The sequence below is a fragment of the Paenibacillus sp. MDMC362 genome, assembly GCF_003269305.1.
Lineage (GTDB): Bacteria > Bacillota > Bacilli > Paenibacillales > Paenibacillaceae > Paenibacillus_AQ.
Map to the genome: position 1 here is coordinate 22455 of NZ_QLYT01000005.1, position 24445 is coordinate 46899.

The 24445-nt window shown below is 53.6% G+C and carries 18 protein-coding genes; 16 read left to right on the forward strand and 2 right to left on the reverse strand.

Annotated elements, in window-relative coordinates; all coding sequences use genetic code 11:
• The first annotated feature begins 349 nt into the window (after window positions 1-349).
• The 12 genes from DP091_RS00835 (at window position 350) to DP091_RS00890 (ending at window position 16869) form a co-directional block, all read left to right on the forward strand.
• Entirely contained in the window at window positions 350-1978 is a 1629-nt protein-coding gene (locus tag DP091_RS00835; RefSeq protein ID WP_113056638.1) for an extracellular solute-binding protein, read from the forward strand.
• Between the two features lie 93 nt (window positions 1979-2071).
• The gene (locus DP091_RS00840; RefSeq protein WP_071218553.1) at window positions 2072-2974 is read left to right on the forward strand and encodes an ABC transporter permease; all 903 of its coding nucleotides are present in this window, start codon (window positions 2072-2074) and stop codon (window positions 2972-2974) included.
• A 26-nt stretch (window positions 2975-3000) separates the two neighbouring features.
• Window positions 3001-3876, forward strand: a complete 876-nt coding sequence (locus tag DP091_RS00845) for a carbohydrate ABC transporter permease (RefSeq protein WP_113056639.1) — start codon at window positions 3001-3003, stop codon at window positions 3874-3876.
• 27 nt (window positions 3877-3903) lie between these two features.
• Complete coding sequence (locus tag DP091_RS00850; RefSeq protein ID WP_113056640.1) at window positions 3904-5676, forward strand: hypothetical protein; 1773 nt, start codon at window positions 3904-3906, stop codon at window positions 5674-5676.
• Window positions 5673-7898, forward strand: coding sequence for a glycoside hydrolase family 88/105 protein (locus DP091_RS00855; RefSeq protein ID WP_113056641.1), 2226 nt, complete (start codon window positions 5673-5675; stop codon window positions 7896-7898). Before DP091_RS00850 ends, DP091_RS00855 begins: the two co-directional genes overlap by 4 nt.
• A 132-nt stretch (window positions 7899-8030) precedes the next feature.
• The gene (gene iolD / locus DP091_RS00860) at window positions 8031-9896 is read left to right on the forward strand and encodes a 3D-(3,5/4)-trihydroxycyclohexane-1,2-dione acylhydrolase (decyclizing) (RefSeq protein WP_113056642.1); all 1866 of its coding nucleotides are present in this window, start codon (window positions 8031-8033) and stop codon (window positions 9894-9896) included.
• A 22-nt stretch (window positions 9897-9918) separates the two neighbouring features.
• Window positions 9919-10827: a myo-inosose-2 dehydratase gene (iolE, locus tag DP091_RS00865; RefSeq protein WP_113056643.1), complete on the forward strand. Its 909-nt coding sequence runs from the start codon at window positions 9919-9921 to the stop codon at window positions 10825-10827.
• Between the two features lie 244 nt (window positions 10828-11071).
• Window positions 11072-12085, forward strand: a complete 1014-nt coding sequence (gene iolC / locus DP091_RS00870) for a 5-dehydro-2-deoxygluconokinase (protein ID WP_113056644.1) — start codon at window positions 11072-11074, stop codon at window positions 12083-12085.
• A 91-nt stretch (window positions 12086-12176) separates the two neighbouring features.
• Complete coding sequence (locus DP091_RS00875) at window positions 12177-13622, forward strand: CoA-acylating methylmalonate-semialdehyde dehydrogenase (protein ID WP_113056645.1); 1446 nt, start codon at window positions 12177-12179, stop codon at window positions 13620-13622.
• Between the two features lie 24 nt (window positions 13623-13646).
• Complete coding sequence (iolG, locus tag DP091_RS00880; RefSeq protein ID WP_113056646.1) at window positions 13647-14681, forward strand: inositol 2-dehydrogenase; 1035 nt, start codon at window positions 13647-13649, stop codon at window positions 14679-14681.
• A 226-nt stretch (window positions 14682-14907) separates the two neighbouring features.
• Window positions 14908-15708 carry a 5-deoxy-glucuronate isomerase gene (iolB, locus tag DP091_RS00885; RefSeq protein ID WP_113056647.1) on the forward strand — a complete coding sequence of 267 codons (801 nt, stop codon included), beginning with the start codon at window positions 14908-14910 and terminating at the stop codon, window positions 15706-15708.
• Window positions 15709-15858: 150 nt separating this feature from the next.
• Complete coding sequence (locus DP091_RS00890; RefSeq protein WP_181469699.1) at window positions 15859-16869, forward strand: LacI family DNA-binding transcriptional regulator; 1011 nt, start codon at window positions 15859-15861, stop codon at window positions 16867-16869.
• Window positions 16870-17025: 156 nt separating this feature from the next.
• Here DP091_RS00890 and DP091_RS00895 read toward each other — a convergent pair whose 3' ends face one another.
• The gene (locus tag DP091_RS00895) at window positions 17026-17862 is read right to left on the reverse strand and encodes a helix-turn-helix transcriptional regulator (RefSeq protein ID WP_113056648.1); all 837 of its coding nucleotides are present in this window, start codon (window positions 17860-17862) and stop codon (window positions 17026-17028) included.
• 200 nt (window positions 17863-18062) lie between these two features.
• Between DP091_RS00895 and DP091_RS00900 the strand changes: the two genes are divergently transcribed.
• Together DP091_RS00900 and DP091_RS00905 are read left to right on the forward strand one after the other, a co-directional pair.
• Entirely contained in the window at window positions 18063-19751 is a 1689-nt protein-coding gene (locus DP091_RS00900; RefSeq protein WP_113056649.1) for a glycoside hydrolase family 2 protein, read from the forward strand.
• Between the two features lie 64 nt (window positions 19752-19815).
• Window positions 19816-20415, forward strand: a complete 600-nt coding sequence (locus DP091_RS00905; protein ID WP_113056650.1) for a TetR/AcrR family transcriptional regulator — start codon at window positions 19816-19818, stop codon at window positions 20413-20415.
• A gap of 171 nt (window positions 20416-20586) precedes the next feature.
• On the opposite strand, the gene DP091_RS00910 is transcribed toward DP091_RS00905, so the two are convergent.
• Window positions 20587-21195: a TetR/AcrR family transcriptional regulator gene (locus DP091_RS00910; protein WP_113056651.1), complete on the reverse strand. Its 609-nt coding sequence runs from the start codon at window positions 21193-21195 to the stop codon at window positions 20587-20589.
• A gap of 222 nt (window positions 21196-21417) precedes the next feature.
• Between DP091_RS00910 and DP091_RS00915 the strand changes: the two genes are divergently transcribed.
• Window positions 21418-22176, forward strand: a complete 759-nt coding sequence (locus DP091_RS00915) for an SDR family oxidoreductase (protein WP_113056652.1) — start codon at window positions 21418-21420, stop codon at window positions 22174-22176.
• A 190-nt stretch (window positions 22177-22366) separates the two neighbouring features.
• Window positions 22367-24370, forward strand: a complete 2004-nt coding sequence (locus DP091_RS00920) for a Na+/H+ antiporter (RefSeq protein WP_113056653.1) — start codon at window positions 22367-22369, stop codon at window positions 24368-24370.
• Window positions 24371-24445 lie beyond the last annotated feature (75 nt).

A 24445-nucleotide genomic window follows, 5' to 3' on the forward strand; every position in this document is an offset into this window, starting at 1 on the left:
TGCACATGCACGGCAATTTCAAGCCTGGGGCTTCATTTAGCGGGACGTTCAACATAAGGAACAAATCGCGGATGCAGCAAGGCTTTAAGGCGATCGTGTGAAAACGGTTTATGATGCGAAAATAGTCATTGCTAAACCGAGAAACCCTGTAACCATGCGCATTCTGGGGTTTGGAATTTGGTTTATTGTCATACCCGGGCCTCTGAGGCATACTGAGGATACCCGAAGAGTTAAGCGCTTACATGAATGGATCCCAAAGCAGCGCAGGGATGTATCCGCAGGATATATTCAATTAAGAGAAGGCGCGAACGGCAGGGCAATTATCAAAATAAGAAAAGGGGATGTAACTATGGCGGCAAGCAAGAAAAAATGGGGCAAGCTCGCAAAGCTCTCGCTCGTCATGCTGTTGGCTGGAACGGTCGTATTATCCGGGTGTTCATCAGACTCGGGCGGCAGCACCAATACTTCAAGCGGAAGCGGAGATTCCGGCTCTAAGGATGGTGAGCAGGTCACGCTAAAGGTCGAAATATTTGATCGCGGCAATACACCGAAGCCATACACCATAACCGACAGCTACCTAACGAGATACATCCAGGACAACTTTGGAACTCCTAACAACATTAAGATGGAATTCGTACCGGTACCCCGTTCGGAGGAGATCAAGAAGCTGAACGTTCTGATGGCCAGCGGCGGCAACGTGCCGGATATTGTTTTTACGTACGACACCCCCACCTTCAATCGCTACGCGGAGCAGGGCGGACTGACGGAACTGACCGATCTGATCAACGAGCACGGTCCGAACCTGAAGGAATTCCTCGATGAGGACGCGATGAGTTACGGCCAGTATATGGGCAAACAGTTTGCCGTTCCTGGAAAGCGGGCTTTCCTGGGTAAGTATTCTTCCTTTATCCGTACCGACTGGTTAGAGAAGCTCGGCATGGACGTGCCACAAACCACGGATGAGCTGTACGAGGTCTTGAAAGCTTTCAAAGAAAAGGATCCGGGCGAAACCGGCGGCAAAGTCATTCCTTTCGGCATGACAATCGAACCGGCTCAATACGATCCGTTAATCTGGTCCTTTATCCAGCCGACCACGGATGAACAGAAGTACACGCAGCTCCAAAAGCTCGGGGCCAATGACTATCCGACCCTGCTTCCCGGTTTTAAGGATGCGCTGCAATTCTTCAACAAGCTGTACAATGAGGGGCTGATCAGCCGTGACTTCAGTTTGGACGAAGACAAGAAGCAGTTGACCCAGGATGTAACGAATGGCCTCACCGGCTTCCTGACAGAGGATTATCCGAACTTGTACTACGCGGACGGCACCTATGATACGCTGCTGAAAAACCAGCCGGATGCCAAACTGGAACCGATCGATCCATTCACCAACTCCGAAGGTAAGCGCGCGAAGCCTGAATATGCGCCAAACGGCATGTATATCATGATTCCGAAAACAAGCAGCCATGCTGTGGAAGCGATTAAATACCTGAATTGGATGGCCGATCCTGCCAATCTGCTGGCTCTGCAAAACGGCGTGGAAGGCGAAAACTATGAAATGGTGGACGGCATTCCCGTCATGAAGACCGACGCTCCTCAAGATGTGATTGATCGTCTTTACAACTCCGGCGACATTGCCATTATCGCTAACGGTAACTTTGTTGGTGACGAGACACAGAACCGGGAGAAGCTGACGACCAACTTCCCGGAGAAGTTCCAGGATCTGCACCGCAAGGCCGTCGAAATAGCGGCAACGGATACGTTTAAGCCGGTCAACTTTGACCGACCGATCGAAGCCGAAGCGAAATACGGCACGAACCTCCAAGCCAAATACGAAGAGATGATCGTAAAGACGGCGATGGCCAAACCGGAAGACTTCGAGAAAACGTTCGAAGCTACTATGAAGGATTACATGGTGAGCGGCGGCCAGGCGATTCTTGATGAGCGGACCAAGGTTTATCAGGAGATGCAATCCAAATAAAGATAATCCGCAGCGGGACAAGGGAAAGGACGGCTATATACAAGAGGCCGTCCCTTCGCTCCCGGCGCCATGAGCAAGGAGAGGATGATTCAGATGAGAGGAACCGTTTACCTGCGCCGGTACTGGCAATTATATGCACTGCTTGTTCTGCCTTTGGTCTACTTTATCATTTTCAAATACGGCCCGATGTGGGGCGTTCAGATTGCTTTTAAGGATTTCAATTTCTTCCAGGGCATCACCGGAAGCGAATGGATTGGACTGGATGCCTTCCGAGAAGTCTTTCAGACTCAGGACTTTTATAAAACACTGCGCAACACACTGATGCTCAATCTGCTGGATCTCTTGGTTTCATTTCCGGCCCCATTGATTCTGGCGATTATGCTGCATGAGCTCCGAATCCGATGGTTCAAACGTTTATCCCAAACGATATTGTATATTCCCCATTTTATTTCATGGGTTATTATAGGCGGCATCGTATACCAGGTGTTTGGCACGCAATCCGGCATGATCAACAATATGCTGATGGCGCTCGGCTTTGATTCAGTGCCTTTTCTAACCGAAAAAAATACATGGCTCATCACCTACCTGGCGACGGGTGTATGGCAGAGCGCAGGCTGGGGAACCATCCTCTATCTGGCTGCCTTAACCGGCATCAACAAGGAGCTGTTTGAAGCGGCGGAAGTGGACGGGGCAGGCAGGTTCAAGCGGATCTGGTATATCACGCTGCCAGGCCTGAAGACGACGATTGTAACGCTCCTCATCATTAACCTCGGGAATATGATCTCGATCGGCTTTGACCGTCCGTTTGTCATCGGCAATAAAGCGGTCATGGATTACTCTGACGTGCTGAGCACTTATGTGTACCGGACCGGTCTGGAATCCGGGCAGTATACGCTGGCAACGGTGGTCGGCCTGTTCCAGGCTGTCGTTGGCTTGATCTTTATCCTTGGCGCCAATTATGCATCCAAAAAACTGACGGACGAGTCCATCATTTAACGTTATTGCAGAAAGGAGTATCACTCATGAGCGAGCGTGTGTCGAACCGCGTTTTTGATACCGTAAACATCATCCTGCTTGCACTTTTTGTTCTTATTTGCCTGGCACCTTTTTTCCATATTATCGCCATCTCCTTCAGCTCAAATCGTGCGGTAACGTCAGGTGACGTGACTTTGTTTCCGGTAGAGTTCAGCCTTCAGGCTTATAAATCCGTATTCTCGGATTCCAGCATGATCCGTTCTCTCGGCTTTACGGTCATGCTCACATTGCTGACGACAGTGCTGTGCATGATCATGACGATGATTGCCGCTTATCCGCTGACGAAAAAGAAGCTGAAAGGCCGCAAAATCTTCATGTTTATCATCATTGTGACCATGTTCTTCAGCGGGGGCATTATCCCGGAATACATTCTTGTGAAAGACCTGAATTTGCTGGATACGATATGGGCCCTGGTTCTTCCGGGACTGATCAGCCCGTTCTATCTGATTATCCTGATCTCCTTCTTTAATGGCATTCCCGAAAGTCTTGAGGAAGCGGCCGAAATTGACGGCACAAGCCAGATTGGAACGATGCTTCGGATTATTCTGCCGCTGTCATTGCCGGTCATAGCAACGCTAAGCCTGTTCTATGCGGTCGGGCGCTGGAACGGATTTCAGGACACGCTGCTGTACATTACAAGCGAAGAGCTGTATCCGCTTCAGCTGAAGCTGTATCAATTGGTACAGAACAATATGATAACGGATCTGACCCGTAACGAGGGACCTGCAGCGGGTGTCAGAGCAACCACGGAAAGCTTGAAAGCGGCCAGCGTCGTATTTGCCACGGTACCGATTCTAATCGTGTACCCATGGCTGCAGCGTTACTTCGTCAGCGGCGTGATGCTGGGAGCCGTGAAAGGTTAAGCACGACGGATATCAGGAGGACTGTATATGTATAACAGAGTTTTTGAAGTCAACGACGACTGGGTTCGGGAGGGGATGGACCGCCAGATTATGGAGCGGGCACATCGCTGGTATGGCGGGGTTCGTACCTTGGAGAACGGTTTGCCTTCACCCAACCATAACAGCGGGACACCGACCGCCATGGCGATCTGGGCCGCCGCGCTTTGTAATCCGGCATCCGAGTATTACCGCAATCACGAGCTGGCCCGTCGAATTGCGCTTGCTGCGCGCTATATGCTAGCGGCTCAGCATAGCGACGGCACGATTTCGCCCGGTTGGACGAATTTCCATTCCCCTCCGGATACCGCCTTCGTGGTGGTTGGTTACGCGCAAACCGCGCAGCTGCTTATGGCTGACGGCTGGGAGGACTTGAAGGAAACGGCGGCGGATATGCTCCTGTTCCTGGAACGGACCTTGCCCGCTCTGATTACCGGAGGCTGCCATACGCCGAATCATCGGTGGGTCATCTGCGCGGCGCTGGGCTTCTTGAATGAGCTCTTTGATTCGCACGACGCCTTGAAGCGGGCGGAGGAGTGGCTCGCCGAAGGCATGGATGCCACGGCGGACGGGGAATGGACCGAGCGCAGCAACGGGATCTACAACGTCGTCAGCGACGTCATGCTGATTCATGCGGCCAGGTTGCTGAAGCGTCCGGAGCTTCTGGTCCCGGTCCGTGCCAATTTGAAGATGATGTCCTATCTGGTTCACCCGGACGGGGAGATTGTCACCGAATATTCCGGGCGGCAGGATTATGGTCAAAGCTTCGATATGTCGGGATATTTTCTGCCTTGTCTGATGATGGCCTCGGTGGATCGTGGTGATCCGGTCTTTCAGGGGATGGCGGAACAGTCGCTGTCTCTGCTGAAGCATCCCGGCGGAGCACCGACCAACGCAGCCGTTCGGCTGCTCTTGGATCCGGGGCTAAAGCGCCAGGGTGCAGAAACAACGCCGATGCCGGAGCATTACCGCGTCGTGCTGAACGGAAATTTTCCGAGGGAGCGCTACTTGTCCGGGTTTGCAGGTGCCGGTCATCACGGTGTCATCCGTTACAGCCGGATGCATACGGATTTTGGCGCTCCGGTCGCCCGAATCCGTGAAGGGAATACCAGCGTGACCGTCAGCACGGAAATGTCCTCCTTCTTTTCTATTCGTCATGGAGCGGCTCGTTTGCTGGGCGTGCAGTTCGCCTCCTATTTCGACCCCGGCTTTGTCAAGATGAGCCGGATGGCGACGCTGGAGCAGGGCTATCGGCTATCCGGCGTACAGGAGAAGGGCTACAACGGGCCGGTGCCGGACGTCGATTTGCCTGCAAGCACCAAGGCAGACATCAGCCCTTGGTACCTGCTGCCGCATCACCGCCGTCCCCAGACGCATGTGCAGCGTCATAAGGTGGGGGTGGATGTGCTGGAAACCGTTGATGGCTGGAAGCTGGTCATTTCCTCGACGGAGCCGGAGGAGGTCGTATCGCAGATCTCGCTCATATTTCCGTCGTTTGGATATCTTAGCGGCGGAGAACTTGCTCCCGCCGGCGTGGATGCCCAGTTCTGGATGGAAGGGAGCATTCGCTACGAAATGGACGGCGATTGGATGGAAATTAGCGGCGGCGAATTTCACCACACAGCGGCGGGCGTCCGGGAAGCGGTTTATCCGCTCGGATTTCGAACGCTGCTGCTGAATGTGGTAACTCCGTTCGAGAAGGAAATCCACATCAAGCTTTCTCCCGCAGAGCAAGCTCGAACGGAAGGAAGTGGAACTTCATGACAAGCTATATCGAAGCTCGCGAGAGCATCCGGTATGGGATGGGCGATGATGATGGCGGCATGCTGAAGGCCATTGCCGACCGCTACATCGGAGCGAACCCGGAAATTCCGTTCTCGCTGCGCTCGTTCGCTGAAACAGGTATTCTTCAGACCGAGGAAGGTTTCTATAATTTCAACTTCGGTGACCGGTTCCGGGATGCGAAGCCGGGGGACGCCGCCTATGCGCTTGGCTTGGTCTGGAGCGACGATGAGCGTTCGCTTGACGCCGGGATCATGCCGTTCAGCCCTGTACGGTTCTATCTGAACGATCAGCTGATGTACCGCTCGGGAGCCGAGGACGAGATGATGCCGGATGCAAAGATCGTCGTTCCGCTTGTTCTGAAACCCGGCTGGAATACGCTGCTGATCGAGGCGCGCAGAACCGAAGCTGGCTTCGGCTGTCGATTTGGCGCCCAGGAGGGCAAGGTCAGAATTCTGCAGGTGCTGTCCCCGTTTGCTGATCGGAAGGAAGCTGCCGGTTGGGCGTATGCCGGGCCGTTGACCGCCGGCATGTTCGGAGAAAGCGGCATCTTTCCGAATGCGCACGGAACCGAAAGCGAGACCGGTGTTAGCTGGCTTCCGGTCACAGGCTGGAGCGAGGAAGAGGCGGAGAAGCCGAATTTTGAGCGAATGTTTGGCTTGCCGGAGCTCCCGGTATCGGGTTATGCCTGGAGCCGATTGCATGTGCCGGCAGGCGTTGACTATGTTCTGCTTAAAGGCCGCGCTCTGGGGCGGACGGAAGTATGGATCGGCGGGAAACCTGTGATGGATACTCAAGAGTGCGGCGATTTTGGCTGTGAGCTTCCTGCTGCGGTCTGTCGAGGGGATCTTCTCGTACGCTGCTCTAGCGGGTCATCCGGATGGGGATTCGAGCTTGAGGCATATAGTTCAGAGAAAGAGCTGGACTTTGTGCTTCCGGTTCCGGTCAAGGGCGCACCCTCCCCGTGGCTATTTGCGGGGCCTCTGGCTGAAGGGAAGAAGGAAATACAGGAGGAGGTGTGTTCGGTCCGACGACTGTTCCCGCGCGCGGATAGCGGCGGTTTGACCGGCTGGTCCCTGGATGCGCCGGGCCGCCGGGTCAGGCCGTTCTATGAGAACGCGATGCTGAGCAACAAATGGACCTCCGGCTCTGCCACCAATTTTGGGCGCTGGGACTATCCGCTTGGGGTGACGATGTACGGCCTGCTTCAGACGTCGCGAATCCTGAAGCGACCGGATATTGCGGAATATGCTCGCGCGCACATCGACATCTGTACATCATGGTATGAATATGCCGTTTGGGATCGGGATACGTATGGATTTCCGTCGATTAACCATCAGTTGGTGCTGGTCAAAATGCTGGACAACTGTGGTTCCTTCGGCTCTGCGATGCTGGAAGCTTACACGGAAAGCGGCAATCCGGACTATTTGAATGTAGCGGAAGTGATTGCGGACTTTATGACAAACCGCCTGGAACGTCGGGAAGACGGCGCATTCTACCGTCTCTGCATCTCGGAGTACTCTGCAGATACGATGTGGGCGGACGATCTTTACATGAGCACGCCCTTCTTGTCGCGGTATGCCGGGATTACAGGCGATTCCACTTATCTGGATGACGCGGCCCATCAGTTCCTGAGGTATCGGGAGTATCTGTTTATGGCGGAGGAAGGCGTGATGAGCCACGTGTTTGATTTCAAATACGGGAAGGCGACCCGAATTCCTTGGGGGCGTGGAAACGGCTGGAGCCTGTTCTCCTTGTCCGAGCTGCTTGAACGCCTGCCGAGGGAGCATAAAGACCGACCGGCCCTGCTTGAATTTTTCCGTGAGCTGTGTGCCGGGATCGCTTCCTACCAGGGAGAGTCAGGGCTCTGGAGACAAGTCATTACCGATCCGGAAGCATATGAGGAAGCATCCTGTACAGCCATGTTCGCCTATGCCTTTGCCAGAGGCGTGCGGTTCGGCTGGCTGGAGAATCCCGCACCGTTCGCCGATGCCGCCATTCGGGCATGGCAGGGGCTGACCGGAAAAGCCATCGATCGCCGCGGCAGCGTGCACGGGGTTTGCAGCGGGTCCCGTTATTCCTTTACCGGGGATTATTACAAGCATGACCTGCTCACCGTGGTGAATGACAATCACGGGACCGGCATCATGATGCTGGCGGGCGTGGAAATCATAAAATTGAAAGGCATGCTGGGCGGCAAGTAAGGCATACACTTTCTTTAAAGCGCTTAACCCCTAGTTGGTTAGGCGTATAGATCTAATAGGTTAAGCGCTTAATTCACATCATGCTTTTCCCTTAGGATGCGACGATGAGAAGTTGAAAAGGAGATGAACCGGTTGACGACGACACGATTAACGATGGCACAGGCGCTGCTGAAGTTTTTGGATGCACAGTACGTTTCCGTCGATGGAGTGGAGACAAAATTCGTGCATGGGGTAATGGGAATATTCGGACACGGCAATGTAACCGGTCTCGGCGAGGCATTGGAACGCAGCGCGGGTGACCTGGTTTATGTTCAGGGCAAAAATGAGCAGGGCATGGTGCATACCGCTGCGGCATACGCGAAGCAAAAGAACCGGCTGCAGATCTGGGCCTGCACCTCGTCCATCGGACCCGGTGCTCTAAATATGGTCACCGCGGCAGCTACGGCAACGGTGAACCGTATCCCGGTACTGCTGCTGCCTGGCGACAACTTCGCCTGCCGCCAGCCTGATCCGGTGCTGCAGCAGATTGAGGCGCCGTCGGATTATACCGTGTCGGCCGCAGATGCTTTCAAGCCGGTGAGCCGGTATTGGGACCGGATATCCCGGCCGGAGCAGCTTATTGCGGCCGTCCGTCAGGCGATCCGTGTGCTGACTGATCCGGCGGAGACAGGAGCGGTTACGCTGGCTCTGCCTCAGGACGTGCAGGCTGAGGCGTACGAATATCCGGATTCGCTGTTTGAGAAAACGGTACACGTCATCGACCGCCGCCCCCCGTCGGCGGAGCGACTGAAGCGTGCGGCGGCACGGATTGCAGCCAGCAAGCGTCCGCTCATCATTGCAGGAGGAGGCGTGCACTACAGCGATGCAACCGCCGACCTGGCTGCATTTGCGGAAGCTTTCGGCATCCCGGTCGCAGAAACGCAGGCCGGCAAAAGTGCGCTTCCCTGGAACCATCCCCTGAACCTAGGCGCCATGGGCGTGACGGGCTCGTTGGCGGCAAATCGCGCTGCCGCTAAGGCCGATCTGATTATCGGGATCGGCACCCGATATTCGGACTTTACAACATCTTCCAAATGGGCGTTTCAAAGGGAGGATGTATCGTTCCTGAGCTTGAATGTCAACGGTGCGGACGGCGCCAAGCTCGGCGGCGAAGCGCTGATTGCCGATGCGAAAGAAGGGTTGAAAGCGCTGCAGCAGGAGCTGTCTCGGGATGGTTATCAAGCGGGTTACGAAGATCGAGAGCTTGCCGGTTTGAAAGCAGAGTGGGACTGCGAGGTGGACCGCTTGTATGCTGCCGAGCATCCAGACGGCTTGTCTCAGACGAGAGCCCTTGGCGTCATCAATGAGGCCATCTCCCCATCTTCCATCATCGTCTGTGCCGCAGGCAGCCTGCCGGGAGACTTGCACCGGTTATGGAGACCATCCGAACCGAAGACGTACCACATGGAGTATGGCTTCTCCTGCATGGGCTATGAGGTGAGCGGCGCCTTGGGAGCCGCTCTCGCGGAGCCGGACCGTGAGGTGTATGCGCTGGTCGGCGACGGCAGTTACCTGATGCTGCACTCGGAGCTGATCACCAGCTTGCAGGAAGGCCGAAAGATTACGATATTGCTGTTCGACAACCACGGATTCCAATGTATTCATAATCTGCAGCGGAGCAACGGCAGCGACGGGTTTGGCAATGAGTTTCGGCGCCGCGAAGCGGGAACGGGCCGCTTGACAGGTGAATACCTCCCGATTGATTTCGCGGCACACGCTCGTGCGCTTGGCGCTAAAGCCTACAAGGCCAACTCGCCGGAAGCGCTGCATGAAGCACTGCTCTTGGCGCAGAAGGAAACCGTTACGACGCTGATCGAGATTCCGGTCGTTCCGGGGACGAACACCGATGGTTATGAGTCCTGGTGGCGCGTAGAGGTGCCGGAGGTGTCGGCCTCAAGCAAGGTAACCGAAGCGCAGCGCCGGATGGCTGCCCGAAGCAAGGAAGCAAGATCCTACTAAACCACACAAAGGAGCGCTGGTTATGAGCAACAGGCTGTTCAAGCTGGGAATCCACCCCATCAACTGGGTCGGCGAGGATGTAAGGGAGCATGGGGACGACACGACCTTTGAGATGATTGTAGATGATATCGCGGATTTGGGACTGACAGGTACGGAGATGGGCAGAAAATTTCCCAAGGATCGGACGGTGCTGAAACGGGAGCTGGATGCGCGCGGTATTCAGCTGGTTTCCCAGTGGAAGTCGGTGCTGTTCTCAGATCCCGATTACCGGAAGCAGGAGCTGGAGGATTACCGACGGCACGCGGAGTTTCTGGCCGGGTTCGGCAGCAAAGTCATCAGCACGGCGGAGGTAGGGGGATCACTTCACTTCGATCCCCGACGGACGCCGAATGAGAGTATCGTTCTCCGTCTGGATGACGCCGGATGGGAAAGCCTGGCGGATGGACTGAACCAGGCTGGCGAGATTGCGGCGAGCTATGGCATGAAGCTGGCTTACCATCACCATGGCGGCACGGTCGTGGAACAGCCGGGCGAAATCGACCGCCTGATGGCCATGACGGATCCTTCGCGGGTGTTTCTCCTGTACGATACCGGTCATGCCTATTACGGGGGAGCAGATCCGCTTGAACTGCTCCGCAAGCATTATGAGCGGATCGCGTACATCCATCTGAAGGATGTACGGCTTGATATTTTGGAGCAGGCACGACAGGATCGGTGCGATTTTGTCAGCTGTATTCGCAGAGGCGTGTTCACCGTTCCAGGAGACGGCTGCATTGACTTTGAGCCGATTATCGGCGAACTCGTCAAGCGCGGCTATGACGGTTGGGCGATGCTTGAGGGGGAGCAGGACCCTGCGCTGCATCCTGCCAAGGAGTACGCTCAGCAGGCCATCGAATATCTGGAACGGCTGGAAGGCCAGCAGAAATTATAGGGCTGAAGTTAAGCGGCATGATCGTTGAAACGAGGCACATGGCGATTCGACACAGCTCGAGAATACAGATACCAGCATGCATAGCAGACAGCCAGTAGCTCATTCAGGTTTCGATGATTAAGAGCTGTAGGCGATCGGTCAGGTGTCAAAGGATAAAGAACTGCTACGGCCATTGGATAGCGGGGGCCATGCGTTTCTTGGTGCTCGCAGCTTGGGCCGATCTGATCAAGGAGGAGGTCAATCCATGAGTGAAATCACGTTCAATAACGAAAAACCAGTGGATTTCGTGGCTGTAGGGAGGCTCTGCATCGACCTGAACGCCAATGAAATTAACCGGCCGATGGAGGAAACGAGCACGTTTACCAAGTACGTGGGCGGATCACCCGCCAACATCTGTATCGGGATGGCACGTCTGGGGCTGAACACCGGCTTTATTGGCAAGGTCGCGGACGATCAGATGGGACGGTTTATTACAAAATATCTTGAGAATAAAGGGATTGCGACTAAAGGCGTGTCCACCGACTACACGGGAGCCGTGACGGGTCTGGCTTTTACCGAGATCAAGAGTCCGACCGACTGCAGCATTCTCATGTACCGCGACAACGCCGCGGACTTGCTGCTGGAGACAGGGGACGTGAACGAAGAGCTGATCGCCTCCGCCAAAATGGTGCTGATCTCCGGAACCGCGCTCGCGGCCAGTCCTTCCCGGGAAGCCGTGTTTCTGGCTCTGGACTATGCCAAGCGCCACGGGGCCGTGATCGCGTTTGACCTCGACTACCGTCCGTACACATGGAAATCTCCGCAGGAGACGGCGATCTACTACAATTTAGCGGCGGAAACATGCGATATTATCCTCGGTACACGCGAGGAGTTCGACATGATGGAGCAGTTCGGGGACAACCCGGAACGAAGCGACGGCGTCACGGCCGCCAAGTGGTTTGATTACAACGCCAAAATCGTGATTATCAAGCACGGCAAGGAAGGTTCCATCGCGTATACCCCTGGCGGCGCCAGCCATACGGCACAAAGCTTCCCGGCGAAGGTCATCAAGACGTTCGGAGCGGGGGATTCATATGCCGCCGGTTTTCTGTACGGCTTGATGCAGGGCTGGCCTGTCGAGCGCTGCATGGAGTTCGGCAGCGCAGCGGCAAGCATTGTTATCTCCAGCCACAGCTGCTCCGATGCGATGCCGACGAGCGCGGCGGTTCACGATTATATCGAGCGCTGCAGGCGAGGCGAAATTACTTCCAATTCCTGAGTTTAGGGAAGGAGCTAAATTGGAGATCTGTCATCACTGATGTTTCGTTGTATTTTATTTTACTGATCCAATCGAAAGGGGCCAACCAGCCATGACGCAAATCCTGAGCAATTATATCGGCGGACAATTCGTTCCATCCCGATCCGAAACAACCGATCCCGTATACAATCCGGCGACGGAAAAGATCCTTGCTTACGTTCCTCTTTCCACCAAAGAGGAGGTCGATCAGGCCGTGCAGGCGGCCGCCAAAGCGGGACGTGCCTGGGCCAAGACAGCTGTTCCTCGCCGCGCCCGCATTCTGTTCAAGTATCAACAGCTGCTGGTAGAGCACTGGGAGGAGCTGGCACGCCTGATTACGGCGGAGAACGGCAAAAGCTATGCCGAAGCCTACGGCGAGGTACAGCGCGGCATCGAATGCGTGGAGTTTGCGGCCGGTGCGCCTACGCTGATGATGGGCAAGCAGCTTCCCGACATCGCCACCAACCTGGAGTCCGGCATGTACCGGTATCCGATCGGCGTTGTGGCGGGTATCACGCCGTTCAACTTTCCGATGATGGTGCCGTGCTGGATGTTCCCGCTCGCCATCGCCTGCGGCAATGCGTTCGTGCTGAAGCCGTCGGAGCGCACGCCGCTCCTGGCTCAGCGTCTGGCAGAGCTGTTCGCCGATGCCGGTCTGCCGGACGGCGTTCTGAATATCGTCCACGGCGCTCATGATGTGGTCAACGGCATTCTGGAACATCCCGGCATCGCCGCCGTGTCCTTCGTCGGCTCCCAGCCGGTGGCGGAGTATGTGTACAAAACCGCTTCTTCCCACGGCAAGCGCGTGCAGGCCTTGGCCGGAGCAAAGAATCACAGCATCGTGATGCCGACTGCCGACTTGGATCTTGCCGTGACCCAGATCGTCAGCGCGGCCTTCGGTTCCGCCGGCGAGCGCTGCATGGCCTGCTCCGTTGTCGTCGCCGTGGGCGACGTGGCGGAGCCGCTGCTGGAGAAGCTGAAACAAGCGGCCGATGAGATTACCATCGGCAATGGAGCGGACGAAGGGGTCTTCCTCGGACCGGTTATCAGGCGAGCTCATAAGGAGCGCACGATCTCTTATATTGAGGCGGGCGAGCAAGAAGGCGCCAAGCTGGTGCGCGACGGACGGAGCGATGAGGCCGTGAGGGGGGACGGATATTTTGTCGGACCGACGATTTTTGATGAGGTGACCAGCGGGATGAGGATTTGGAAGGACGAAATTTTTGCCCCCGTGCTGTCTGTCATGCGTGCGGAATCGCTGGAGGAAGCGATTGAAATTTCCAACCGCTCGGACTTTGCGAACGGGGCCTGTCTGTTCACGCAGAATGGCAGCGACGTGCGCCAGTTCCGTGAGCATATCGATGCCGGCATGCTTGGCGTCAACCTCGGCGTTCCAGCGCCGATGGCGTTCTTTCCGTTCTCCGGCTGGAAAAATTCTTTCTACGGGGATCTGCATGCGAATGGAACGGACGGCGTGGAGTTCTATACCCGCAAGAAAATGGTCACGGCGCGCTGGTAGCCTTAAAGCAGAGGAGACGTTCATATGAAAACCATTAATATCGGCATTATCGGTGCCGGACGAATCGGCAAAATCCATGCGGATCATCTGCTGCGCATGCCCGGTGCGAAAATTGCGGCCATCGGCGATTTGTTCGCCGGCGACGAGCTAAGGTCCTGGGCCGCGGAACGCGGCATTCCTGTGGTTACGACTAATAGTAACGATATCATGGAACATCCGGATATTGATGCCGTGCTGATCTGCTCCTCGACGGATACGCATGTCCCGCTGATCAAGCAGGCCGCGGCGAACGGCAAGCATATATTCTGCGAAAAACCGGTCAGCATGAGCGTGGATCAGACGCGCGAGGCGCTGGCGGCCGTGGAAGCGGCAGGCGTAAGTCTGCAGATCGGCTTCAACCGCCGGTTTGACCATAACTTCAGCCGGGTTCGGGAGATTGTGTCCGCGGGGAGAATCGGGGATACCCATCTGATCAAGATTACCTCGCGTGATCCGAGTCCGCCGCATCCGGATTACATTAAAGTGTCCGGCGGGCTGTTTATGGATATGGCTATTCATGATTTCGACATCGCCCGTTATTTATCGGGCAGCGAGGTGGTCGAAGTGTATGCCCAGGGAGCGGTACTCGTGGATCCTGCCATCGGAGAGCTGGGCGACATCGACACCGCCCTCACAACGCTGCGGTTCGAAAACGGAGCGCTCGGCGTCATCGACAACAGCCGCAAGGCCGTCTACGGTTATGATCAGCGGATCGAGGTGTTCGGCTCCGGCGGCTGCGTCTCCGCCGACAACGACTATCCAAGCACCGCCGTTGTCAGCGGTCCGGATGGCGTTACCCGCGACAAACCACTGTATTTCTTCCTGGAGCGGTACAAGGAAGCGTACATGAACGAGACGCGGCAATTTATCGATAGCTTGCATAACGGTACCGCGGTGCCAGTCAGCGGCCATGACGCCCTTCAGGCAGAGCTGATCGCCCTGGCGGCCAAGCGTTCGCTCCAGCAGGGCCGCCCGGTGAAACTGGCCGAGCTCACCACCGGCATATCCTCCGCAGGCTAAACCTGAAATCAGGAGAGGCTGTCATTGGCAGCGGGCTGTCGAGAGGATGGCTAAGCTGGCTGAACAAGAAGACATCATCGTTTGTGTTCGCTAGCCTCAATATTTACTTGAAATCGATTTATGAGAAGTTGTTGCCCAAGCGCTGGAGTATCTTACTCAAATGGAAGAGCTATCTGTTTGTTGGCGCTTCGTCATAGCAGAGCCGGAAACATGAAGGAGGAATACCATGCCGAACTTAATTGTACCCATAACGACGCCGGACATGGACGGGCGCGTGCTGTCCATAACGCCGCAAAGCGCAGACTGGACATATGTGGGCTTTGAAGTATTCCGTTTACGGGAAGGACAGACGCTGAGACGAGTCACGGGAGATCAAGAAGCGGCTCTTGTTCTGTTAACCGGGCGAGCCGACGTGAGGGCCGGGGGAGAGAGCTGGCACAACATCGGCAAACGCATGAGCGTGTTTGAAAAGACGCCTCCCTATACGGTTTATGTGCCCTCACAGAAACAGTTCGAGGTCACAGCACTAACTGAAATGGAGCTGGCGGTGTGCCTTGCCCCGGGGAAAGGCACTCATCAGGCCCGCCTCATCGGGCCGGGAGAGGTCGGCGTGGAGAACCGAGGAAGCGGGAGCATGTCGCGTCTGGTGCATCATATTTTGCCGGAGCAAAAGCCTGCGGACAGCCTATTGGTGGTCGAGGTGTTTACGGACGGGGGCAACTGGTCCAGCTACCCGCCGCACAAGCATGACCGCGACGAGCTCCCGGAGGAATCGCTGCTGGAGGAAACCTACTATTTCCGGGTTCAGCCGGAATGCGGTTTTGCCGTTCAGCGTGTCTACACCGATGACCGTTCGCTGGACGAAACGATGGCGGTCAAAGACGGCGAGGCCGTTATGGTGCCTGAGGGCTACCATCCGGTATCCGCGCCTCCCGGGTATGATGTGTACTACCTGAACGTCATGGCGGGGCCGAAGCGAATTTGGAAATTCCGCAATGATCCGGATCATGATTGGCTTATGAGATAAAGCAGGTGAAGTCAGGGAACGTGTTATGGACCAGGATTCTTGGGTGTGCATGTCTGCAGGCAGTATTAACGACTAAACGGTCTTGCGCTAAACGAGATGAAAGCTCATAATAAATTGAAATGCCAAAATTAAACAAATGGAGTTCAAGGGATGATAAGAGCGACTATTTATGACGTTGCGCGCGAAGCCGGCGTCTCCATTGCAACCGTCTCTCATGTCATGAACGGCAAGGGCAAGATCAGTCGCAAACGGCGTGAGGAGATTCTCGATATCATGCAGCGCCTGAATTATCGGCCGAATGCGATTGCCTCAGCCCTCGCCGGCAAAAAAACCTATACCCTGGGATTGCTCGTCCCCGACATCTCCAACCCCTTTTTCGCCGAGATTGCACGATCGGTCGAGGATCACGGGCATCAGCTTGGATACAGCGTGATCATCTGCAGCACGGACAACCAGGAAGAGAAGGTAAAGCGCTATGTCAGCCTGCTGAGACAAAAGCAGGTGGATGGCGTCATTATCGGTACGGGCGTATCCCATGGCGAGCTGCTTAAGCCGCTTCAGGAGCATTCGCTGGCTATAGCGCTTATCGCTCGGGACAATCCGGCACTTGGCGCAAGCAGCGTTCGGGTTCATGACTTGGAAGGAGGCCGTCTGGCTGCTGAGCATCTGCTTCGTCTCGGTCACCGCAGGCTGGCTGTACTCGCCGAGGATGAACGGGTGACGAGCAGCAATGAGCGGGTGAGGGGGTTTGTCGAGGCTGCCGCCTCGCTCGGTTTGGGGCCGTCTCCCGACTATGTTGCGGCCTGTGACCATAAGATCGAGGACGGATACCGCCGAGCCAAAGCAATTCTGGAGCTGGAGGAACCGCCCACGGCGCTGTTTTGCTGCAACGACCTGCTGGCGATCGGCGCCCTTCAGGCGATCCGCGAGCTCGGGCTGCGCGTACCGGAGGACTGTTCGGTCGTCAGCTTTGACGATACGATTCTCGCCCGGGTAACCGATCCGCCGCTCACCGTTATTGCCCAGCCGATGGAACAGATGGGTCGCCTGGCGGTGGACCTCGTGGTCAGGAATCTGTCCAGCCAGGGAGAACCTGCACAGCGGATTGTGCTTCCCCCAGAGCTGGTCATTCGCCGATCCACAGCCCCGCCGCCGGGATAATCAATCTTCTGGAGACAATAGGTTACACCAAGAATCATGTTCCAGTTAAAACGGACGACAGAGTCGTTATTATGGGCATTGGCAGTCGATTTGCTGCTAGTGCTGAATAACGCCTCTCAAGTCCGTTTTTTGGTATAGAAAGTTTATCAGCAACCGTTACAGGGTTGAATGATTCGCATGTTTTGAGCTTTTTCGAAACGCTGCGGGAGCCATCCCTTTGTACTTACGAAATGCTTTACTGAAATGAAATTCATCATAATATCCGCATGCGTTGGCGATAACCCTCAATGTATACGACGTGTATGCCAAGTAACGCTCTGCATGCCGCATACGGATGTCGGTCAGGTAGTCCTTGGGAGAAACATGCAAATGCTTCATAAACAGCTTTCGCAAGTACGACTCCGAAATGGCATGTTTCTTTGCTAAGGATCCAATATGAAGCGGATCGGCATAATGGTCCTCGATGTCTGATTTAATCCGGTGATATGCCTCATATGCAGGCTCTATTAGAGACGGCTTGTTCTCCTGATGTAATTTGGCGATCAGCCTTAGAAGCAGGGCGCTGCTTTCCAGTTCACTCTCCGTATTCCCGGGAACCCAAGCCCCTGTCAACTCGCTGAAACCATAGTCCATCCCGATGGCTTGCTCTCCTAAATAATGGGCCATAAATGGGATTTTAAGCCGCTGAACGCTTTGTGGAAGCTGCCATTCAGATCGGGAATGTTGAAGGCAGCAGCATTCAAATAGCACCATGCTTATGGTAAGAGGGGCTTCTGGAGCGCTTTTCATACGCATCTGCAAGCCTGGTTCCATATAAAACAGCATGCCTTGACTTACCGGATATGCTTGATCCGCCTGGAAGATTCCGCTGCCTTCATGGATCCAATAGAAGCTGTGCACTGACGTATTATTACGAATATCAGACCAATCGGAAGAGGTGGTCTTTCGGAAGGTCCAGTTGATCCGCACAACCAAATCTCGAGCATCATACACGGCAGTCCAGCCTCCATCCTGAAAGGTAATATAAGAAAAGAATAACTCAGGATCACAACCATCGCCAGGGACAAAGGGAGCGATTTTTACATGTATTGTGTTGGCATTTCTATGGAGTGCGCTGTACCAATAATCTAGTGTATACCTATCCGGAATTTTGGGGGATCCTCAAAGCCGAATAATGGATAGGAGGAGAAGAGATGCTGCGATTATTTGATACCCACCATATTCGAAAGTGCAAGGAACTGGAGGGAATGTGGGAGTTTGCTCCAGTAGCCGGCATTGGGGAGCGACCAGCCGGTTACAATGACAAGCTGCCCGTTCCCGGTTGTTGGGAGATGCACCCACGCTTCGGAAACTATAGGGGAGTTGGGGTATACCGCAAGATCATCTCGCTGTCCCGAAAAACCAATTTGCGAATCGAATTCAAAGGGGTCAGCCACACGGCACATGTTTATTTCAACGGGGAATTGGCAGTCCGTCATTATAACGCATATACCGCCTTTGATATGGTCATCCCGGAAGTTCAAGTCGGTGAACATGAACTGCTGGTGTACGTGGATAATTCCTTCAACGAGGAATCGGCCCTTCATGTTCCTAACGATTACTACACGTATGGCGGCATTAATCGGCCGGTTGCCCTGGAAGAGGTAAGCGATTTATACATTGAAAACGTCATGTTCACCCCATATAAACAGGACGGGGTTTGGCACGGTTCTTGGAAGGTTGTGATCCGAAACCTTGGAAGCCTTGTGAAGAAAGGATCATTCCGTGGTTCGCTGGCTGAGGTGGAGGGAGTGCTAGGAAGCTTTGAGGTAAAGCCAGGGGAGCGGGTCGAACGAATAGCCACCGTATCCTATCCCGATGTGTTGGAATGGTCGCTGGACGACCCGAATTTGTATGTGCTGCGAGCGGTCCTTACTGTTGATGATACGGATTGCGATGATTGGCTGGACCGCATTGGCTTTCGCGAAATAACAACGCATAACGGAAAAATCCAATTGAACGGCCAGAATCTCGTGCTCAAAGGCGTTAACCGGCATGAGGACCATCCCATAGCCGGTTCCTCACTTCCGCTGCCCCTCATGGTAAAAGATGTGGATCTCATGATAGAGCTTGGGTGTAACTCCGTTCGGACTAGCCATTATCCAAACGATGAGCGATTTCTCGATCTATGCGATGAACGAGGCATTGCGGTGTGGGAAGAAAACCACGCCCGGGGTCTGAGTCTGGAGCAGATGTTGCACCCCAACTTCGGTTGGCAGAGCGAGCAAGTGACTCGTGAAATGGTGCAGCAGCATTTTAACCATCCATCGATTCTTATATGGGCCATTCTGAATGAATGCGCCAGTAACACGGAGGAGGGGAGAGCTCACTACGCGAAGCAGTTAACCATTATTGGGGAGCTTGACCCAAGCAGGCCCCGGTCCTTCGCTTCCCATCATCGGGATCAAGAGAAATGTTTTGACTTGGCGGAAATCGTGTCATTCAATCTTTATCCAGGCTGGTATACCGACGAGAAGCCTGGGGAACTGGCGGATCTGGCCAGAAGCTGGGCAGATGCGCTCGGCGGAGAAGGTAAACCGATGATTATAAGTGAATTCGGAGGGGACGGGTTCTACGGATTCCGCAGTCCGAATCGGGAGAAAGGCTCCGAAGAACGTCAGGCCGATATTATCGCGAGCAATCTGAAGGCATACATGGAGCGCGAATACATTTCCGGGATGTTCATATGGCAATTTAGCGATTGCCGCGTGACGGAAGGGCTTGGCTGGCTGCTGAATCGTTCATGCACGCGGAACAGCAAAGGCATCGTGGATGAATATCGGCGTCCGAAGCTGGCGTATGAAACCGTTCGAAGACACTTTATGGGAGAACATAATATTTGACTGAGTGGTACACAAACCCTATACTTTTAGATAACAAAGATCATGTTCAAAAGGGATGAGGGGAATGACCACGAACGGTAGACCGCGCGAGTTCAAGAGAGAAGCTGTCATTGATGCAGCCATGGACGTATTCTGGTCCAAGGGTTATGAAGCGAGTTCCACGCAAGAGCTGTGCGAGAAGACAGGACTTGGTAAAGGGAGCCTGTACAATGCGTTTGGCAGCAAGAATGAGTTATTCGGGCAGGTGCTTCAACGTTACAATGATGAAGGCCTGGAGATATCCAGAGAGATTCTGGGCCGGTCCATCCCGGTTAAGGAAAGACTGCGCGCCTTGTTTGAATGGGCGATCGGCATGGATTTTTCGGATCCGAATCATCGCGGCTGCATGGCGGTTAATATTAGTATGGAACGTGCTGGACGGGACCCGATGGTTGAACGGATATTCGGGCAATATATTTATGATCTCGAGGAACACTTGATCAGTGTGATGGAAGAGGCGATTCAATCGGGGGAGATTCTGGCTGAACGCTCTGCGAATAAGCTGGCCAGCTTATTCTTAAGCAGCTACTATGGTCTGCGGGTGATGAACTCCGCTACGATGAATCGGGAGTTAGCCGATCGAATCGTCGAAAGTACACTCGACGCTATTTTCTCTAGAGTATAGATATAATTAATCGGTATTAAAGAAAAGGCCGTACCCATGGGTAGTTCAAAACTATCTTTGGAAGCGGCCTTTGGCTTATCTAAACAACAAAAACCATCATCCGCTCGATTTGCTATTTGAGCGGGTTGATGGTTTTTTTTCGTTTTTTTCTATCCTATCAACTCTCTGATCTCATGTAGGGTCCTTGCGCTTGATTTGTGTTCTAACGCTTCTCGGCCTCCAGTTGATCATGAGAACCAGCTGATCCCTCATATAAGGGACGGAATAGTGGAAATTGTTCTCGATCCAGTGGAACACCAGGCCGATTAAGGCGTGCATGTTGTAGATGATGAGAAGTTCATGGTTGAGCTCATCCCCGGGATAGTCCAAGTCCTCCATGGCGATTTGCTTTAATGCCGAGAACATTTTATCCCGGACCAGCGGCAGAACATCGCTTTTGAATAAGGCAGTATATACGTCTGCATTTTGATGAATATGATCAAATATTTTTACCGCATTAGCAGGCAGCTCATCGATATGAAATACGTCGACTTCCCCGTAGGGAGCCCTGAAGGAAGCAATCAGTTCCCCCATTAAAGGGGTCAGGATATCATCCAGTAGAGACTCTTTGTTGTCGTAGTGGGTGTAGAAGGTTCCTCTATTGTAATTCGCTAACTCTACGATTTCCGTAATGGAAATGCTGGAGAAGCTCTTCTCCGAGAGGAGTGATAGAAGCGCTTGCTTTAAAGCCTCTTTGCTGCGGACGATGCGACGGTCGGTCCTTTTATTGCTCGTTTGCATAGAGTCGAGTCCTTTCGGTAACAAATATAACGAATTTAATTATTAAAATATAAACAAATTCATATTTTTTGTTCGGTATCGCACATTTTCACGTTTTTTAATGATTGTGACCTAAATCATACTACAATTATACTAGAATTGACATATGTCATCTATTGTACAGTTGTTGAAAGTTGTCATGGAATTCGAAATGATATCAAACCAATAATGGGGGTATGGAACATGAGATTAGCTGGTAAAGTTGCGATAGTTACGGGTGCTGCTTCCGGTATGGGAAAAGCGACAGCGGAACTGTTTGCCGCCGAAGGGGCAAAGGTTGTCGTGTCTGACCTGCGTCTTGAGGCAGCGCAAGCCGTTGTTGACGGAATTACGGCAAAAGGCGGCACGGCCTTGGCATTGGTAGCGAATGTGGCCAAGGAAGAGGATGTGCAGCAGCTGGTAGATGCTACTGTTAATGAATATGGAACGCTTGATATTTTGATCAACAACGCTGGCATTATGGACAACTTCGTACCGGCTGCTGATCTAACGGATGAGTTGTGGGACCGCGTATTTGCCATCAACACGACGGGACCGATGAGAACCATTCGTAAATCATTGCCAATCTTCCTGGAGAAGAAAAGCGGGGTCATTGTCAACATTGCATCTGCTGGAGGTCTAATGGGGTCCAGAGCAGGGGCAGCGTATACGGCCGCGAAGCATGCCGTTGTCGGATTAACGAAGAATGTCGGTTTCCAATATGCTACGCAGGGAATCCGCTGTAATGCGGTTGCTCCAGGAGGCGTCAGCACGAATATCGGCACCACGCTCAACGCGCCGAATTCGTTCGGCATGGAAAGAGCGATGGCTGGGATCAACCTAAACCCGCGGGCAGGCGAACCGGAAGAGGTCGCGAAAGTGGTATTGTTCCTGGCTTCGGATGAAGCCAGCTTTGTCAACGGTACTGTTGTTACAGCCGATGCAGGCTGGACTGCATATTAATAAGCAAGAGCAAGCCCAAGGGCTTCCTAAAGGATACCTCCTTTAGGAAGCCTTGTTTTTTTGCGGTAGTATAAGTGTTGAAACTTCTCCAACTCATAAATAAACCTTTAATATTCTACACAACCTATACCAGTCTATTGATGGATATCCCAAAGTTACATAGGTAATTCTTCGAGGAGGGAGCAGAGTTGTGGAAATATTTCTTATGGTACTTATGTTTCTGGTCCTTGTCGGTATTTCAAACATTATTAATCGTTTTCTGCCGTTCATACCTGTCCCGTTGATTCAGATTGCGCTTGGGATCGGGGCCGCCTATATTCGCGGGTTCCATCACGTACCGCTGAATCCGGAATTGTTCATGGTGCTGTTTATCGCGCCGCTCTTGTTCAATGACGGGAAGCTTACCCCGCGCGAAGAGTTATGGAAGCTCAGGTCCAGTATCCTGCTGCTGGCGCTGGGTCTCGTATTTGCAACGGTTCTGATCGCGGGACCGTTCATTCATTGGCTTATTCCGACCATACCAATATCGGCTGCATTTGCGCTGGCGGCGATACTCTCGCCTACCGATGCGGTTGCGGTGGGCTCCCTGTCAGGCAGGGTGAAGCTGCCGGGAAAAATCATGCATTTGCTTGAAGGCGAAGCGCTGATGAATGATGCATCCGGTCTCGTTGCATTTAATTTTGCGATTGCGGCCACCGTAACGGGTTATTTTTCTTTAACGAATGCCATCGGCAGTTTTTTTGTCATTGCGGTTGGAGGCATCGTAATCGGTGCACTTCTAGGATTTCTAGTGATCTGGTTCAGAATGCTGCTGCGCCGGCTTGGTATGGAGGACGTCACGCTTCATATGCTGATCATCATTCTGACGCCATTCATCATCTACCTTATAGCCGAGGAATTTCATCTATCCGGGATTCTGGCTGTCGTAGCGGCGGGTGTCACCCATGCGGTGGAGAGGGATCGCATGCGTTCGGCGTCCATAAAGCTTAGAGTGGTATCGGACAGCACCTGGTCGGTCATTCTCTTCACGCTAAATGGGCTGGTGTTCATTCTGCTCGGGCATGAAATCCCGGGAGTCGTTAATCAAATATGGAGTGACCCTGCCTATAACAATGGACAAGTTCTCGGCTATATTTTTCTAATAACGGCTGTACTGATATTGCTGCGTTTCGCATGGGTCTGGGCATCCACGAACCGTCAGTTCAAATCTTCCATGCTGACTGCACTATCGGGCGTACGGGGAGCACTGACGCTGGCCGCGGCTTTCTCTATCCCGCTCACCCTTGCGGACAATCGCCCTTTCCCAGAGCGAAGCTTAATGTTATTCATCTGTGCGGGCGTCATCCTATTAACGCTGGTGATCGCGAGTGTTTTGCTTCCGCTCCTGACACGGGAGAAACATGTCGATTCGTCCGCGGTGATCGATCGGGAGAAGGAAGCACGGCTTCATATGCTCCAAGCGGGTATACGTACCGTGCGGGAAGAAATGACGGATGAAAATAAGGAAGAGGCAGTTCAGCTTATCTATGCATATACGAAGCGGCTTCAGCAATCTCAAATAACGGATAAGAGCGACATGCGGGAGTTCTGGAAAGCCACCATCGCAGTAAGAAAAATCGGACTCACAGCGGAACGGAACGTTGCGGAAACGTGGCTTAAGGAACATAAAGCATCCGCAAGGGTCGCGGAGCTGTTCCTATCCTCGCTGAACAAAGTCGAGATGCTGCTTACCAGCCGATATAAGTTTAAGCTGCTTACGAAGAATTTATGGCGGAACTTGAAGCGCTTGTTGAAAAAAAACGAGTCCCAAGAAACGCCCATGTCTCCGGACCATCCGGATTGGGATATGTATAAGGCACTGAAGCTGGAGGCTATTCGTGCAGCAATACATGAGATCCAGACAGTGAAACCGGCACAGAGGCATGAAGTCCTGCAAGCCGTTATTGCAGACTATCGGGCAATGGAGCATTTTCTTCAGAATGATCGTGTGTGGAGTCGAAGAAAGCAGAAGCTTAGCAGTGAACGCCGGGAACTGGAACTTAAAGCCATTCAATCCGAGCGTAACGAGATTCAAAGCATGTTCGAACAGGGCGATATTGACCGGGCATTGGCGAGCCATCTGAGAATGGATGTGAATTACCGAGAGGCGAATTTGTATGAGTCTCAAGCACTGGTTGAAGAAGAGGGCCATTAGAGGATGGTCCTTGTTGCGCTTGATGGAGTGTCAGGTTTACGTTACAATAATGAAAAGCTTGATGGGAACGACAGC